The 16,046-nt window shown below is 74.3% G+C and carries 16 protein-coding genes; 7 read left to right on the forward strand and 9 right to left on the reverse strand.

Features of this window, described 5'->3' with window-relative positions:
• Positions 1–43 precede the first annotated feature (43 nt).
• On the reverse strand, positions 44–685 hold the full coding sequence (locus ACW14Y_RS31550; RefSeq protein WP_456984290.1) for a helix-turn-helix domain-containing protein: 642 nt from the start codon (positions 683–685) through the stop codon (positions 44–46).
• A gap of 69 nt (positions 686–754) precedes the next feature.
• On the opposite strand from ACW14Y_RS31550, the gene ACW14Y_RS31555 reads away from it, so the two are divergent.
• Together ACW14Y_RS31555 and ACW14Y_RS31560 are read left to right on the forward strand one after the other, a co-directional pair.
• Positions 755–1,477, forward strand: a complete 723-nt coding sequence (locus ACW14Y_RS31555; protein WP_456984292.1) for an AzlC family ABC transporter permease — start codon at positions 755–757, stop codon at positions 1,475–1,477.
• Entirely contained in the window at positions 1,477–1,785 is a 309-nt protein-coding gene (locus ACW14Y_RS31560) for an AzlD domain-containing protein (RefSeq protein ID WP_380304474.1), read from the forward strand. The genes ACW14Y_RS31555 and ACW14Y_RS31560 overlap by 1 nt, the downstream gene beginning before the upstream one ends.
• Positions 1,786–1,807: 22 nt before the next feature.
• Here the strand turns inward: ACW14Y_RS31560 and ACW14Y_RS31565 are convergent, their stop codons facing one another.
• Positions 1,808–2,143 (reverse strand): hypothetical protein, encoded by a 336-nt coding sequence (locus ACW14Y_RS31565; RefSeq protein WP_456984293.1) that lies wholly within the window; start codon positions 2,141–2,143, stop codon positions 1,808–1,810.
• A 37-nt stretch (positions 2,144–2,180) separates the two neighbouring features.
• Complete coding sequence (locus ACW14Y_RS31570; RefSeq protein WP_456984294.1) at positions 2,181–2,804, reverse strand: N-acetyltransferase family protein; 624 nt, start codon at positions 2,802–2,804, stop codon at positions 2,181–2,183.
• Between the two features lie 120 nt (positions 2,805–2,924).
• Here ACW14Y_RS31570 and ACW14Y_RS31575 point away from each other — a divergent pair, with 120 nt between their 5' ends.
• The 5 genes from ACW14Y_RS31575 (at position 2,925) to ACW14Y_RS31595 (ending at position 7,960) form a co-directional block, all read left to right on the forward strand.
• Positions 2,925–4,115, forward strand: a complete 1,191-nt coding sequence (locus ACW14Y_RS31575) for an acyl-CoA dehydrogenase family protein (protein ID WP_375921059.1) — start codon at positions 2,925–2,927, stop codon at positions 4,113–4,115.
• A 144-nt stretch (positions 4,116–4,259) separates the two neighbouring features.
• Positions 4,260–4,610: a hypothetical protein gene (locus ACW14Y_RS31580; protein ID WP_380304512.1), complete on the forward strand. Its 351-nt coding sequence runs from the start codon at positions 4,260–4,262 to the stop codon at positions 4,608–4,610.
• A 190-nt stretch (positions 4,611–4,800) separates the two neighbouring features.
• Complete coding sequence (locus ACW14Y_RS31585; protein ID WP_380304468.1) at positions 4,801–5,679, forward strand: alkaline phosphatase family protein; 879 nt, start codon at positions 4,801–4,803, stop codon at positions 5,677–5,679.
• Positions 5,680–5,997: 318 nt separating this feature from the next.
• The gene (locus ACW14Y_RS31590; RefSeq protein WP_380304466.1) at positions 5,998–6,477 is read left to right on the forward strand and encodes a hypothetical protein; all 480 of its coding nucleotides are present in this window, start codon (positions 5,998–6,000) and stop codon (positions 6,475–6,477) included.
• 118 nt (positions 6,478–6,595) lie between these two features.
• On the forward strand, positions 6,596–7,960 hold the full coding sequence (locus tag ACW14Y_RS31595; protein WP_380304464.1) for a multidrug effflux MFS transporter: 1,365 nt from the start codon (positions 6,596–6,598) through the stop codon (positions 7,958–7,960).
• A gap of 228 nt (positions 7,961–8,188) precedes the next feature.
• Here ACW14Y_RS31595 and ACW14Y_RS31600 read toward each other — a convergent pair whose 3' ends face one another.
• From ACW14Y_RS31600 to ACW14Y_RS31625, 6 genes are all read right to left on the reverse strand, one after another.
• Positions 8,189–10,279, reverse strand: coding sequence for a glycosyl hydrolase family 18 protein (locus tag ACW14Y_RS31600; protein WP_380439978.1), 2,091 nt, complete (start codon positions 10,277–10,279; stop codon positions 8,189–8,191).
• 1,048 nt (positions 10,280–11,327) lie between these two features.
• Positions 11,328–12,062 carry a hypothetical protein gene (locus ACW14Y_RS31605; RefSeq protein ID WP_456984295.1) on the reverse strand — a complete coding sequence of 245 codons (735 nt, stop codon included), beginning with the start codon at positions 12,060–12,062 and terminating at the stop codon, positions 11,328–11,330.
• A gap of 153 nt (positions 12,063–12,215) precedes the next feature.
• Positions 12,216–13,214 (reverse strand): ABC transporter substrate-binding protein, encoded by a 999-nt coding sequence (locus ACW14Y_RS31610; RefSeq protein WP_456984297.1) that lies wholly within the window; start codon positions 13,212–13,214, stop codon positions 12,216–12,218.
• Positions 13,215–13,375: 161 nt separating this feature from the next.
• On the reverse strand, positions 13,376–14,068 hold the full coding sequence (locus tag ACW14Y_RS31615; RefSeq protein WP_380304405.1) for an ABC transporter permease: 693 nt from the start codon (positions 14,066–14,068) through the stop codon (positions 13,376–13,378).
• Entirely contained in the window at positions 14,065–14,733 is a 669-nt protein-coding gene (locus tag ACW14Y_RS31620; protein WP_456984299.1) for an ABC transporter permease, read from the reverse strand. Before ACW14Y_RS31620 ends, ACW14Y_RS31615 begins: the two co-directional genes overlap by 4 nt.
• The gene (locus ACW14Y_RS31625; protein ID WP_456984301.1) at positions 14,723–15,964 is read right to left on the reverse strand and encodes an ABC transporter ATP-binding protein; all 1,242 of its coding nucleotides are present in this window, start codon (positions 15,962–15,964) and stop codon (positions 14,723–14,725) included. Before ACW14Y_RS31625 ends, ACW14Y_RS31620 begins: the two co-directional genes overlap by 11 nt.
• Positions 15,965–16,046: the final 82 nt, after the last annotated feature.

Consider the following 16,046-nt stretch of genomic DNA (forward strand, 5'->3'; position numbering starts at 1 on the left):
CGGCCCAGGTCGACCGGCCGACGGGTCGGCCCGCCGGGCGTCCTCAGACGTGCTCCATCACGATCACCGCGAGGGTGCCCGGCGCCAGGGCCCGGAACACGTGCGGGGCGTCGCCCGGGTAGCTCACGTAGTCGCCCGGGCCCAGCTCGACGGGCGCCCCGGTCGGCCCGGCCAGCGCCCGTCCGGCACCCAGCAGCACATGCTCGACGGTGCCCGGCATGTGCGGGTCGGAGGCCCGGGTCTCGCCCGGTTCGGCCTCGATCCGGTAGATGTCGCGCCGGGCGTTGGGCGGGCAGGAGGCGAGCAGGGTCGCGGCGTAGTCGGCCCGCTCGGAGTGGGTGACCGGGCCCTCGCCGGCCCGCACCACCCGGACCACCGGGCGCGGCGGGTCGACCAGCCGGCTGAACGGCACGTCCAGCGCGACGCCGAGCGCCCACAGCGTCTCGACGCTCGGGTTGCCGACGCCCGACTCCAGTTGGGAGAGCGTCGACTTGGCGATTCCGGCCCGGCGGGCCAGCTCGGCCATCGACAGTCCGGCGCGTTCGCGCTCGCGCCGGATCGACGCCGAGATCAGCCCGATCAGCTCGTTCCCGGCGGCGCCGGGGCCGGAGGTGGCGCCGGTGCCGGGGGTGGCGCCGGTGCCGGGGGTGGATCCGGGGCCGGTTCCGCTGCTGCTTCCACTCATCCGCGTTCGCTCCACAGGTCCAGGCGTTCGCCTTGACGAACGACACCGTTGGGGTTCACTCTACTGGACATGCGTTCGCTCCTCCGAACCCTCGAACGTGCCACGCTCCGCGACATCGCCCTGGTGTGCCTCGCGGACGCCCTGGTCGGTGCCTCGTTCGGGGCGATCTCCGTCTCCGGCGGCCTCCCGCTCTGGGTGCCGGTCGCCATGTCCGTCCTCGTCTTCGCCGGGGGCTCGCAGTTCGCCGCCGTCGGCATCGTGCTCTCCGGCGGCGGCGCGCTCGCCGCCGTGGTCACCGGCCTCGTCCTCAACGCCCGGCTGCTGCCCTTCGGTTTCACCGTCGCGGACACCCTCGACGGCCCGCTGTGGCGGCGGCTGCTCGGCGCGCAACTGCTCACCGACGAGTCCGTCGCCTTCACCCTGCTCCAGCCCGACCCACGGCGGCGCCGGGCCGCGTACTGGGTGTGCGGCCTCGCGCTGTTCCTGATCTGGAACGCCTCCGTCCTGGCCGGCGCGCTGGCCGGCGGGCTGATCGGCGACACCGACGCGCTCGGGCTGGACGCGGCCTTCCCCGCCGTCCTGCTCGCGCTCGTGCTGCCCTCGCTCACCGACCGCCGCACCCGCACCGCCGCCCTGACCGGCGCCGCCGTCGCCGTGGCCGCCACCCCGTTCCTCCCGGCCGGCCTGTCGGTGCTGCTCGCCCTGGCCGGGCTGCTGTTCGCGGGCCGCCCGGCCGCCGCCGCTTCCGCTGCCGAGGGTGAGCCCCGCCCGCTCGCCGAGGAGGTCCACTGATGTCCCTGCTCGCCGTCCTCCTGCTCGCCGCCGGCACCTACGCGTTCCGGCTGGCCGGACCCCTGCTCGGCGGCCGGCTCACCGTCTCCGACCGGCTGCGCCACCTGCTCGCCGTCGCCGCCGCCGTCCTGCTCGTCGCCCTGGTCGCGACCGGCGCGCTCACCGACGGCCGCGACTTCGCCGGCTGGGCCCGCCCGGCCGGCGTCCTGGTCGCGGGCGTCCTCGCGCTGCGGCGCGCGCCGTTCCCGCTCGTGGTGGTCGCGGCCGCCGCGACCACGGCGGCGCTTCGGCTGTGCGGCGTCGCCTGAGACCCCGCCGGGGGTACGGGCGTCAGCCCGTCTCCGCCCCCCGGGCCTCGGCCGCCGCGAGCCGCTCCTGCTGCACCTCGGGGTGCTTGCTGTCCCACAGCTGCTCCCACACCCTGAACACGCAGTGGTAGTCCCGCATGCTCCCCTGAAGGATCAGCAGGTAGCTGTCACCGTCCCGCAGCAGCCTGCGCCGCCGGGCGTTGAACGGGTGCTGCGGGGTGTAGGTCGGGACGAGCCGCCGCAGTTCGGCGACGGCGTCCTCCCGGGTGCCCGTCACCTCGGCGAGCACCTTGCTGCCCCAGATCCGGTCGTCCCCGATGCCCTCGGTCTCCTCGACCACCACGGCCCAACGTCCCACGGTCCACCCCTTGTCACTCGTCCGTGTGCGAAAGCGGTCATCGTAGCGACGCGACCGCTCGGCGCCCAGGGGAGTCGGCGGCCGCCGGCAGCGCCTTGAAGTAGATGCTCGTCGCGTGCGGCACCCCCGCCGGGTCGGTCGCGAAGTCCGGCACCGTGCCGACCCTGGTCCAGCCCGCCGCCGCGTACAGGCGCTCGGCGGGGCTGTCCGTCTCGGTGTCGAGCACCAGGGTCCGGATCCCGCGTCCGACGGCCTCCTCCTCCAGGGCCGTCAGCAGCCGGCCGGCCAGACCGTGTCCCCGGTCTGCCCGGTGGACCATCAACTTGGCCACCTCCGCCCGGTGCCGGCCGTTGGCGGTCGACGCGGGCCGGAGCTGCACCGTCCCCGCGATCCGCCCGCCCGTGTCGGTGCCCGCGCCCGTGCCCGTGCCGGTGGCCGCTTCGGTGCCCGCGCCCGCCTCCGGGTACGCGACCCAGAGCAGCAGCCGCCCCGCCCCGACCTCCGGGGCCAGCGCCCGCCACCAGTCGGCCGCCGCGCCGGGGTCGAGCGGAGCGAGGAAACCGACGGAGGCGCCGCCGTCGACGGTGTCCGCCAGCAGCCCGCCCAGCCGCTCGGCCGCGCCGAGCAGTTCCTCCGCCGTCACCGGCCGGACTGTGTACATGCTCACTCCCTCGTTCCCGACGGTCCCGGGGGCCGGTGCGCGATACTCGCCGGGACCCAACGCCGCGACCGGTCCCGACGCCCCGGCCGGTCCGCGCCGCCGAGACTACAAGGAGCTTCAATGGCGAAGCCGACCAGGATCGACCCCGCCGACCTGCTCGCCGTCGGTGACCTGCTCACCGACGAGGAGCGGCTCGTCCGCGACACCGTGCGGAAGTTCACCGAGGACCGGATCCGCCCGCACATCGGCGACTGGTTCGAGCGCGGGGTCTTCCCCGCCCGCGAACTCGCCCCCGAACTCGGCGCCCTCGGCGTGCTGGGCATGCACCTCGACGGCTACGGCTGCGCCGGCTCGACCGCCGTCGCCTACGGGGTCGCCTGCATGGAACTGGAGGCCGCCGACTCGGGCCTGCGCAGCTTCGTCTCCGTCCAGGGCTCGCTGGCGATGCGCTCCATCCACGCGTTCGGCTCGGAGGAGCAGAAGCAGCGCTGGCTGCCCGGCCTCGCCGCCGGCGAACTGATCGGCTGCTTCGCCCTCACCGAACCGGACTTCGGCTCCGACCCCGCCAACATGCGCACCCGCGCCCGCCGCAAGGGCGCCGGCGAGGGCGCGGACTGGGTGCTCTCCGGCTCCAAGATGTGGATCACCAACGGCTCCCTCTCCGACGTCGCGGTGGTCTGGGCGCAGACCGAGGACGGCGTCCGGGGCTTCCTGGTCGAGCCCGGCATGCCCGGCTTCACCGTCACCGACGTGCACGGCAAGCTGTCCCTGCGCGCCTCGGTGACCAGCGAGCTCGCCTTCGACGAGGTGGTGCTGCCGGCCGACGCCGTGCTGCCCGGCGTCACGGGGCTGCGCGGACCGCTGTCCTCCCTCAACGAGGCCCGCTACGGCATCCTCTGGGGCACCGTCGGCGCCGCCCGCGACTGTTACACCGCCGCCCTCGACTACGCCAAGAGCCGGGTCCAGTTCGGCCGCCCGATCGCCGGGTTCCAGCTCACCCAGCAGAAGCTGGTCGAGATGATGCTGGAGGTCGAGAAGGCCTACCTGGTCGCCCTGCGGATCGGCCGGCTCAAGGACGAGGGCGCGGCCCGCCCGGCCCACGTCAGCTTCGGCAAGCTCAACAACGTCCGGGCCGCGCTGGAGATCGCCCGCAGCGCCCGCACCGTGCTCGGCGCCAACGGCATCACCACCGAGTACCCGGTGCTGCGGCACGCCAACAACCTGGAGTCGGTCCTCACCTACGAGGGCACCAGCGAGATCCACACCCTGGTCCTCGGCGAGGCGATCACCGGCGAGTCCGCGTACCACTGACCGGCCGCACGGGTGTCCGGGGCCGGTGAAAACCGGTTCCCGTTCGGGCCGTTCATGACTAGCGTCGTGTTCATGAACGGCCCGACGACCCACCTCACGACCATTCCCACCGGCACCCCGACCGCGCCCGCCGTGGAGCACGCTGTGCCGACCACGACGCTGTGGCGGCCCACCGGCCCGGAGGAACTGGCCCTGGTCGCGGCCTCCGACTGGCGGGCCTGGCCGCCGCGCCTGCCGGACCAGCCGATCTTCTACCCGGTGCTGAACGAGGACTACGCGATCCGCATCGCGCGGGACTGGAACGTCCCCGCCTCCGGGGTCGGCCACGTCACCCGCTTCGAGGTGGAGACCGCCTTCCTGAGCCGCTACCCCGTCCGCCAGGCGGGCGGCCGCACCGTCCTGGAGCTTTGGGTGCCGGCCGATGAGCTGGCGGAGTTCAACCAGCACATCGTCGGCCGCATCGAGGTCGTGCACGAGTTCCGCCCGCGGGGCTGACCCCCGGCCCGGGGCCGGCCCGACGCCGGGCCGGCACCGGTCGGCGCCGTTCGGACACGGCCAGGACATCCCGTGTTGTCCGGGAGGCAACCCCGCGGTTCGGCGGGCCGTGGAGCATGGCCCGGTCGCCGCCGTCCGCCCCGGTGCGGGCACGGTCGGCACCCGCACCGTGAAAGGAACCGCCCCGCTCATGTCCGTACCGCAGCTGCCGCGCCCCCGGGTCCTCGTCGTCGGGATCGACGGCGTCCGGTACGACCTGCTGGAGCAGGTCCCGATGCCGAGGCTCGCGGAGGTCGCGGAGGCCGGATTCCTGGCGCCCGTGACGGTGGCGGAGTCCACGCCCACCATGTCCGGACCGTGCTGGGCCACCATCGTGACCGGTGTGGAGCCCGCCAAGCACGGCGTCTGGGGCAACCACCTCGGCGGCAACCGGCTCGACGTCTTCCCCGACTTCACCACCCGGCTGGCCCGGGGCGACCGGCGCCGCACCTTCGTCGCGGCCGGCTGGGACCCGCTGGTGATCGGCGAGTCCGGCGGACCGCTGTTCCGCGCGCCCGGCCGCCTCTGCTACGTCGCCCCCGCCGAGGACACCCCCGAGGCATGGGAGGCCGTCGACGAGGAGGTGACCCGGGAGGCCGTGGACGTGCTGCGCGACGCGGACCCGGAAGCCTCCTTCGTCTACCTCGGCGCCGTCGACGAGACCGCCCACTTCCTCGGCTGCGGCGAGGAGTACCGCGCCTCGATGCGCGCCGCCGACGAGCGGCTCGGCCGGCTCCTGGACGCGGTCCGCGCCCGGCCCGGTCACGCCGAGGAGGCCTGGACGGTCATCGTCGTCACCGACCACGGCCACGTGGACGTCGGCGGCCACGGCGGGCGGACCGTCGAGGAGCGCACCGCCTGGGTAGCTTGTGCCGGACCGGACATCCCCGCCGCCCCGCCCACCGGGGAGATCCGCCACCCCGACGTCGCGGCCCAGGTCTACGCCGCCCTCGGCCGGCCGATCGACCCGCACTGGACGCTGGACGGCCGCCCCTTCCCGGTCGCCGTGCCCGCGACGGCCGCGGCCTGACCCCACCGCCGCCCGGGTACGGTCCGGCGTCCGGGTGAGCGACACGCCGTCACGGCACCCGGGCGGCCCCGGCCGGGCTGCGCGCCGACCGGCCCCGGGCCAGGCTCGACCGGGGTGAACCCCGAGAACGGTCGCCCCCGTGTACCTCTCAAGGTGGAGGTCGTACCCCCCAAGGACGGCGGTCGATCAAGACCTCCTGGTGACGTCAGGGCCCCGGGTGCCCGCCAGGATGGAAGACAACGGGGAGCCGCTCCCGGCCCCGACGGGGCGCACGGGAGCGGACGCGGAGCAGCAGGGCGCAGGAGAGGACACAGGGGCATGAACGGCATCGCGGGGAAGATCGCCATCGGAGTGGTCGGCACGGGCATGGCCGCGGCCGTCGCCACCGTGGCGGTCGGGCCGAGGGTCGCCGAGTGGTACGACGGCCGGCACCAGGAGCAGGCCAGCTACGCCAGCGGCAGCGAGGCCAAGGCCGACCGCCGCTCGATGCCGACCTGGCTGCCCGACAACGCCTCCTCGGTCCGCTACCTGATGTCCACCACCGGCGACGACCGCCTGCTGCGCGCCACCGTGCCCGAGGGGCGGCTGCCCGCCGGCTGCACGACCACCGCGACCGCCAAGGGCAACCACCTGGCGCCGGTCACGCTCAAGGCGGGCTGGTTCCCGGAGGGGATCACCTCCAAGGTCACCGGCTCCTGCGGCCACTACAAGGTCACCCTGACCGGCAACCAGCTCTACGCGTGGCAGGACGGCGCCGCCGTGCAGGCCGCCCTCCGCGCCGAGCGCCTCCCGCGCTGACCGGGGCTCCCGGCCGGTGGCGAAATGGGCCGGGCGGCCGCCCCGGCTGTCGGTGGCCAGGGGCGCTGGGGTAGGACGGAGCGAGCACGATCGCCGTGCTCGTTCCGAGAGGAGCCCCATGCCTGGTCCGACCGCCGGCTCTGCCGGTGACACGTCGACCGCCCCCGCCTCACCCGCCGCCGACGCCACCGTGGCCTCCACGGCCGACGCGGCCACCCCCGCCGACGCCGCCACCCCCACCGACGCCGCCGGGACCGCCGCCGGTGCGACCGGCCGCGCCGCCATCGTCGTCCTCGGCGGACTGGTCGCCCTCGGCCCCCTCACCACCGACCTCTACCTGCCCGGTCTGCCCGCGATCGCCGACGACCTGGTCGCCGAACCGGCCGCCGTTCAGCTCACCCTCACCTTCTCGATGTTCGGGGTGGCCGCCGGGCAGCTGATCTTCGGACCGCTCAGCGACCGCTTCGGACGCCGTCCGCCCCTGCTCGCCGGACTCGTCGTCTACACCCTCGCCAGCATCGTCTGCGTGATCGCGCCCGACCTGACCACGCTGATCGCGGCACGCTTCGTCCAGGGCGCCGCGGGCGCCGCCGGACTGGTCATCGGCCGGGCCGTCGCCCGCGACCGCTTCGAGGGCGTCGCGATGATCCGCTTCCTCGCCTCGATCACCCTGATATCCGGTCTGGCCCCGATCCTCGCGCCGCTCTTCGGCGCCCAGATGCTGCGCTTCACCTCCTGGCGCGGCACCTTCGGCGCACTGGCCGCCCTCGGCCTCCTGCTCACCCTGGTGGCCTTCGCCGCCCTGCGCGAGACCCTCCCGCCCTCCGCCCGGCGCGGCGGCGGCCTGAGCGGCACCCTGCGCACCATGGGCGGGCTGCTGCGCAACATGCCGTTCCTGGGGCTGCTGCTGACCAGCACCTTCGCCTTCGGCGCGCTGTTCGGCTACATCAGCGGCTCGTCGGTGGTGCTCCAGCACGTCTACCACGTGTCGCCGCAGACCTACAGCCTGCTGTTCGGGCTCAACTCGGTGGCGATCGTCGGCGCCACCCAGCTCAACGGACGGGTCCTCGCACCCCGCTTCACCGCCGGGGCGCTGATGCGCACGGGCCTCGCGGTGATGATCGCCGCCGGGGTGTCGCTGGTCCTGGTCACGGCGGTCTGGGACCTCGGGCTGGTCGCGGTGTGCGCCTCGCTGTTCGTGATGATGGCCAGCCTCGGCATGGTCCTGCCGAACTCGGCGGCCCGCGCGCTGAGCCTGGTCGCCCCGCAGTCCGCCGGTTCCGCCTCCGCGCTCCTCGGTACCGGCACCTTCCTCTGCGGCGCCGTGGTGGCCCCGCTCAGCAGCCTCGGCGGCAGCCCGTCGGCGGTGCTGCTCGCGGTCGTCGTGCTCAGCTGCGCGGTGCTCTCCGCGGCGTCCTACCTGCTGCTCCTGCGGCCCGCGCGGACCGCCCCGGCCGACGCGCCGGAGCCGGCCGCCGCATAGCCGTTGCGGCCCCGGCCCCTGTCCGGCCCCGGCCGTTCCCGGTCGCCGGAGGGCCGCTGAACGGAGTCCGCCGGGGTGCCACGACCAGTGTGGTCGTGGCACCCCGGCGGGGGAGTGGGGCGGGGCCGGCCGGTGGACGGGGACCGACGCCGGCGTTCAGCCGGCTACCGTCGTGCGCCCTTCAGTACTGGCCCGCGCGAGTACTGGCCCGCGCGCCCGGTCCGACCGTCAGGCGATCGAGAAGTCGTCGCCGTAGACGCTGCCCTGGCCGTACCAGCCGTGCAGGTAGACGGTGACGGTCCCGGAGGCGCCGGTGGTGAACGGGACGCTGAGCTTGGTCCAGCCGGAGGCGCTGGTCCAGGTCGAGCCGGTGGCGCCGCCGCTCACGCCGACGTAGGCGTAGCTGCCCTGGACCCAGCCGGTCAGGGTGTAGGCCTTGTTGGGCGCCAGGGTGACGGTCTGCGAGCACTGGCCGTTCTGGGAGGCGGTGGCCGCCGCCTGGAGCGCGTAGGAGCCGGAGTGGACCGGGGTGCTCACCACGCTGCCGCCGGTCTGGCAGGTCCACGGGCCGAGGCTGCCGGTCTCCAGGCCGCCGTTCACGATCGCGCCGGGCGGGGTGACGCCGGTGACGGTCAGCGTGTAGGTGCTGCTGTGGCTGCCGGAGGCGGCGGTGCCGGTCACGGTGAGCGGGTAGGTGCCCGGGGTGGTGGCGGCCGTGGTGGCGACGGTGAGGGTCGCCGAGGAGCCGGCGGTCACGGTGCCCGGATTGACGGTGGCGGTGACCCCGGCCGGGGCGCCGCTCACGGTGAGGTTGACGCTCTGCGCCGAGCCGGAGACCACGGTGGTGCCGACGGTCGCGGTCGCCGAGGAGCCGGCGGTCACCGAACCGGTGGCGGGGCTCACGCCGACCGAGAAGTCGTTGCCGGGCTGCGTGCTCGTCACCTTCAGCGAGTAGGTGGCGGTGTGGCTGCCGGAGGCGGCGGTGCCGGTCACGGTGAGCGGGTAGGTGCCCGGGGTGGCCCCGGCGGTGGTGGCGACGGTCAGCGTCGCGGGGGAACCGGCGGTCACGCTACCGGGGTTGACGGTGGCGGTGACCCCGGCCGGGGCGCCGCTCACGGTGAGGTTGACGCTCTGCGCCGAACCGGAGACCACCGCGGTGCTGATGGTCGCCGTCGCCGATGAACCGGCCACGACCGTGCCCGAGTTGGGGTTCACGCCGACCGAGAAGTCGTTCACCGGCTGGGTGTTGCTGGTGAACGGCGCGAAGATCTTGGTGAAGTCCCACTTGTTCTGGGCGATTCCGGAGCAGTCGTCACGGGCGGCGGCACCGGCGCAGCTGCCGTTGTCGCGCTGCAGCGCCCAGAAGGACAGCGTGTTGATGCCCTTCGAGACCGCCCAGTTGTAGACGGTGGTGGCGTTGGCGAGGGTGAAGGTCTCCGCCGGGCCGAAGTCGTCGACGCCGATCATCTCGGTGATGCCGATCGAACCCCACAGCTGCGCCGGGGTCTTGGTCGGGTAGAGCTTCGCCAGCTGGTTGTACAGGCCGTTGGCGGAGGTCTGGGTGTCGGCCGCCATGTCGTGGGCGGCGTTGTCGTAGTAGTCGAACGTCATCATGTTGACGACGTCGATCTTCGCGTTGTTGGTGACGGCGTTCTTCAGCACCGCGAGGCCGCTGGCGGCCAGGCCGCTCGTCGTGGTCGGCAGCGTGTAGGAGAACTGGATCTGCCGGCCGTTCGCGGCGGCCCAGTCCTGCACCACCTTGATCGCCTTGTTGCGGCGGTCGACACCGGCCGAGTTGTCCAGCGAGTCGACCTCGATGTCGAGGTCGATCCGGCTGATGTCGTAGGTGGTGATCAGGTTCTCGTAGGCGGCGGCGATCTGGTTGACGTCGGTGCAGCTGTCGGCCAGTTCGGTGCCGGTGGTGTCGGCGGTGTAGCCGCCGAACGACGGGATGACGTCGCCGCCGTTGGCGCGGATGGTGGCGATGGCGGCGCCGAACGAGGACTGCGCGACGGGCAGCGAGGTGTCGCCGTTCCAGTACGGCGTGCAGGAGCCCTTGGTGGCGGTCTGCAGGAACGCCATCGTGAGGTACTTGGCGCCGGACTGGGCGGCCAGCGTGGCGGGGTTCTCGCCGGTCCAGGCCTCGAAGTAGGGGGCGAACACCCGGGTGGGGAGCGGGGTCGCCGCTGCGGCGGTGCCGGCGGCGGCCGGGCCGGTCGGCGCCGCGCCCGCCGACGTCGCGCCGGCCACCAGGCCGGCCGACGCGACGAGCGTGACACAGGCCGTCAGGGCGGCCTGGAGTGTTCTGGGTAGACGCATGGTTTCTCCAACAGACGTGGTGGGGCAGGACGTTGGTGAAGCGTGCGGAGCTGTGCCGCGGCGTCCTCGGCGGACGCGCGGGGTGGACGTGCCGGGCCGGGGGAGGAGCTTTTCGGCCGTACGGCGGGGCGGTGTTCGGGGGTGTGCAAACCCCGAGGACGCAGGGCACGGCGGGCGGCGTGCGTGGGCGCGCGCATGGGCCGTGACGGGGCCTGGGGGCGGAGCGGAGCAGGGCAGGGCATCGCCTCAGCCGCCGGTGGTCACACCCCCACAGTGCATCCCGGTCGGATCGACATGCCTATGGTTGGACTAGACCACTCGTCTGTCAAGAGTCCTAACAGTTCGTCAGCGAAGGGCTGAGGTTGGCCGAGGATCGGTCAACCGTCGAACAATCCGGTTGTGACCGGTGCGCACGCTCGGACATCATCGGAGTCATGCGAGACCTCGACTGGAAGCTCGACAGAGAGGGCGGCTGCCGCCCGCAGGCGTGAGCCCCCGGCTCCCGGGTCCTGGGGGCCGCCCGCCACCCCGGTGGCCGGCGGCCGGACCGTGTCCGTTCGCCTCGCCACTCGTCCGCCGCCCGGTCCGCCGGGTCCCTCGGCGGGCCCGAACACCTTTCGCGTCGTGACGCCCCCGCGTGACGACGTCCCCGCGCCGTGGTCCCCGCCCGTCGTGGTGCCCGCCGCCCGGTCGGGCCGGATTCCGGTCCGTCGGGGCACCGTTCGGCGCGCGCGGGCGCGTCCGCCGCCCCGTTGCCCGTTCCGTCCCTACGCGTCCCTGCGCGACCGTCCGCAGGTGCGCCGGTCCGCCGGCACCCCGCGCCGACGCCCGTGCCCGTACGCCCGTAAACCCGTACGCCCGTACGCCTCTCTACGCCTGGAAAGGAGGAGCCATGGACTTCGTCTCGTCCGACGACAAGGACACCGCCTGGAGCTACGTCTGAGCCGGTGGCAGGTGTGTGCCGTGGCCGCGCGGGTGGTCGTCGCGCGCGGCCACGGCGGGCCCGGCGCTCAGGACACCGGGCCGATCGGGGCCCGTCGGGCCCGACTCAGACCGACGGGCAGAGAACGGTGCGCAGCGCGTCGAGGATTTTTTCCGCCTTCTCGGCCCCGAAACCCTGGGGATGGGCGGGATCCGTGAAGCGCTGGTCGGCCAGGTCGATCAACTTGGCCCGGTCCTTCGGGAACTGGTACATCGACTGGCACTGGCTGCGGGCCCGCTCGACGGCCTGCTCGGGCTTGCCGCCGACGATCGCCGGATCGATCGCGTCCAGGGCGGCCACCAGCTGCGCCGTGACATCGGCGGCGGGCTTGCCGGGCAGTCCCGCGTCGGTGGGCGGCGCCGGCTTCGGCGTGGCCGGGGGCTCGGCCGGCGGCTTGCCGGGGTCGGCCGGGGCCGGGGAGCCGTCGGGGGCGCCGGTGGCCGGTGCGGGACCGGTGGCGGCCGGGGCGGGCGGGTTCGCGGTCGCGGACCCGGTCGCCCCGGCGGTCGTTCCGGTGCCCGCTCCCGAGCTCGTTCCGGCGGTCGTCCCGGCCGAGCCGCCGGCCGTTCCGCCGGGGCCGGACCCCGCGGTGCTGCCGGCCGTGCCGGTGGCTCCGGTGCCGGGCGTGTCGGTGGCTCCCGGGGCGGGTCCGGGGTCGGTCGCGGTGGCCGACACGCCGGGGGAGCCGGAGGCCGGGCTGCCGGCCGCGGTGGTGCCGGAGCCCGAGCCGGAGCTGGAACACGCGGCGAGGCTCACCGCGGCGAATGCCGTGAGGGTGGCGGCGAGAAGGCGAGTGCGCATGCCGTCACACTGTCATGTCCGCGCCTTTCAAGGAAGATCTGTCGGACCCGGGATCGCCGCCCCGCCCCGGCCCCCGAACGCGGAAGCCGCCGCGCGGCGGGACCGTCCTCCCGACCGGTCCCGCCCCGCGGCGGCTCCCCTCCGACCCCGAGGTCAGGACAGACCGTTGCTCTTCAGCCAGTCCTTGGCCACCGCCGACGGGTCCTCCTTGTCCACCGCGACCTTCTTCATCAGCGCCAGCAGCCCCGCCGTGTCCAGCTTGGCCGACACCGCGTTGAGCGCACCGGTCGTCGTCGTGTCCATCTTGGCCTTGTTGACCAGCGGCGTGACGTTCTGGGCGCCGAACAGGTTCTTCGGGTCGGCGAGCGGGACCAGCTTCAGCTGGGTGATCTTCGGATCGGTGGAGAAGACGTTGCCGACCTGGATCGAACCGTCCTTCACGGCGTTGGCCGTGGTCTCGCCGGTCGACTTCCACTCCTTGAACGTCAGGCCGTAGACGTCCTTCAGCGGCTGCTCCTGCCGCGACTTGAACTCCGGCGGACCGCCGATGGTGAACTCGCCCGCCTTGGCGGCGAGGTCCGCGATGGTCTTGAGCCCGAACTTGTCGGCGCTCTCCTGGCTGATGCTCAGGGTGTCCTTGTCCTCGGCGGGCGAGGACTCCAGGATCCCGAGCGCGGGGGGCAGCGTCTTCGTCAGCTCGGCGTTGACCGCCGCCGAGGTCGGGTCGGCCGACTTGCCGCCCAGGTAGGCGAGCAGCGCGCCGTTGTACTCGGGCAGGACGGAGAGGCTGCCGCTCTGCAGCTGCCCGTAGAGCACCTCGCGGCTGCCGATGTTGAACTTCTCCTCGACCTTGACGCCCTTGGCCCGGAGCGCCTGGGAGTAGATCGAGCCGAGCAGCACGTTCTCGGGGAAGTTCGCGGAACCGACCACGACCGTCCCGCCGGGGGCGGCCGCCGCGGAGGTGCCGGTGCCGCCGGCCGCCGAGGTCGGCGCGCCGCCCGCGGCCGAGGTCGAGGCGCCGCCGCCCAGCGGGTCGCCGCCGGAGGAGGAGCAGGCGGTCGCGGCGAGCGCGAGCACGGCCAGGACCGCCGCGGAGGCGGTCCGCCGCACCGGGGCCGCGGCGGCCGGCTTCGGGGTCGCGGAACCGCTCACGGGGGTGAATGTCGACATGGTGACAGGTTTCCTCTCGGGGTGGTCACATCGGGAAGGAACGAACGGCGTCCCGGGGTCCGGAACGAAGGCGATACCCGAAGCGGGGCCGGAACCGGAACCGGAACCGGAAGCAGGGGAAAGGGAAGGCGAAGAACGGGCGGTCACGACGACCGGCGGTCCGAGGCCCGTCGCTGCGCCCGCAGACCGGGCGGCAGCGCGTACCGGGCCAGCAGGGCGAAGAACGCCTGGGCCGCGACGGCCAGCAGGACGACCAGCAGCGCGCCACCCACCGTCGCCGCGTAGTCCCGGGTGGCCAGCCCGTCGACGACGTACCGGCCGAGGCCGCCGAGCCCGACGTACGCGGCCACCGTCGCGGTCGCGATGACCTGCACGGTCGCGGTCCGGAAACCGGCCAGCAGGGTCGGCAGCGCCGACGGCAGACAGACCTGCCACAGCACCTGCGGGTGCGTCAGACCGACACCCCGGGCCGCGTCCCGCACGTCCGGGTCGGTGCCCCGGACCCCCTCGACGGCGGCGACCAGCAGCGGCGGGGCCGCCAGCGCCACCAGCGGCACCAGCACGGCGGTGTCGCCGACCCCCGCGAGCAGCACCGCCAGCGTCACCAGCCCGAGCGTCGGCAGCGCGCGGGCCGCGCCGGCCATCGCCGTCACCACGGTGACGCCGCGCCCGGTGTAGCCGATCAGCAGCCCGAGCGGGACGGCCAGCAGCGCGGCGCAGAGCAGGGCCTCGCCGGAGAGCAGCAGGTGCTCGGCGATCCGGTGGGCGATCGCGTTCGAACCGCTGCGGCGGTCCGGGTCGGAGAAGAAGTCCCCCAGCCAGGTCAACCAGTTCACTGCCCGGCTCCCTTCTCCCGGACGGCCCAGGGCGCGAGCAGCCGGCGGGCGCCGACCAGCAGCAGGTCCACGGCCAGGGCGAGCACCGCGATCAGGACGATCCCGGCCACGATCGGCGTCGGGAAGGTGCGCTGGAAGCCGTCGACGAACAGATAGCCGAGGCCGCCCCGGCCGACCAGCGCGCCGACCGAGGCCAGCGAGATGCTGGACACGGCCGCCACCCGCAGACCGGCCACCAGGTAGGGGACGGCGGCGGGCAGTTCGACGGCGGCCAGCCGGTGCCACGGCCCGTACCCCATCGCGGTCGCGGCCTGCCGCACCGGGTCGGGGACGGCGCGCAGCCCGTCCACCGTGGTCGGCAGCAGCACGGCCACCGCGTAGAAGGTGAGCGGGATCATCACGGTGGCCTGGGTGGCCAGCCCGGTGTACGGGATGAGCACCACGAAGACGGCCAGCGAGGGCAGGGCGTAGACGATGTTGAAGACGGCGGCGAGCGGCTGGTAGAGGCGCGGGAACCGGGTGCAGGCCAGACCGAGCGGGAGCGCCAGCAGCAGGCCGATCAGCACCGGGACGAGGGCGATGACGGCGTGGTCGGCGAGCAGGTCGCCGAGGTAGCCGAGGTGGTCGCCGATCCAGTACCAGCGGACGATCGGTTCATCGTCCACCGCCGGCTCCGTCCGTCTCGGCCGTTGTGGCTGCCGTGGCCGTCGTGGCCTCTGCCTTGTCGCTCGTCGCGGTCGTCGCGCCCGTCGCGGCCTCAGCCTTGTCGCTCGTCGCGCCCGTCGCGGCCTCTGCCTTCTCGGCCTGCCGCGCCCCGTTCGTGGAGGGCGGGCGGGTCGCGAGCGCGGCCAGCACCGCCTCGCGGTCGGCCGTACCGAGCGCGCGGCCCTCGGCGTCCACGGCGACGGCGATCCCGGTGGGGGACAGCACGGCCGCGTCCAGGGCGGCGCGCAGGGTGTCGGCGTCCGGCCGGAACCCGGGCGCCGGCTCCAGGGCCGCGCCCACCGCGTCCCGGTCGATCCAGCCGATCGGCCGCCGCCCGTCGTCCAGCATCAGCTCCCAGCCGCCGAACCGGATCCCGTGCGGCGAGCGCCGGGCGTCCTCGCCCGGACCGCCGGGTATCGGCCGGACGACGACCGAGGTGGCCGGTCTCAGCCCGAGGCCGCGCAGGCCCCGGTCCCGGCCGAGGAAGGCGGCGACGTCCAGGTCCGCCGGCGCCGTGAGCAGCGTGTGCGGATCGGCGAGCTGGGCGATCCGGCCGCGCTCGCGCAGCACCACCACCTGGTCGCCGAGCCGGACCGCCTCCTCGATGTCGTGGGTGACGAACAGCACCGTCTTGTGCAGCTCGGACTGGAGGCGGAGCAACTCCTCCTGCAGCCCGGCGCGGACCACCGGGTCGACGGCGCTGAACGGCTCGTCCATCAGCAGCACCGGCGGGTCGGCGGCCAGGGCCCGCGCGACACCCACGCGCTGCTGCTGCCCGCCGGAGAGCTGGAACGGGTACCGCTTGGCGGTCTCGGGTGCCAGCCCCACCAGGTCGAGCAGTTCGGCCGCCCGGGCGCGGGCCTTCTTCCGGTCCCAGCCGAGCAGATAGGGGACCGTCGCGATGTTGTCGATCACCCGCCGGTGCGGGAACAGCCCGGCCTGCTGGATCACGTAGCCGATGCCGCGCCGCAGCTTGGCCGGGTCCAGCGCCGCCACATCGGAGCCGTCCAGCAGGACCCGCCCCGAGGTCGGTTCGACCATGCGGTTGACCATCCGCAGCAGCGTGGTCTTCCCGCAGCCGGACGGGCCGACCAGGACGGTCGTCCGACCGGTGGGGACGTCGAGGTCGAGGCCCTCGACGGCGACCGTGCCGTCGGGGTGGCGCTTGCCCGCGCCGTCGAATCTGATCACGGGGAATGTCCTCGTCTCGGCGGCCCCCGGTGGCGGCGCCGATGGTGGTGTCTGTCGCTGTGCCGGTCCGTCGGCCTGTCGC

The organism is Kitasatospora sp. cg17-2, assembly GCF_054031055.1.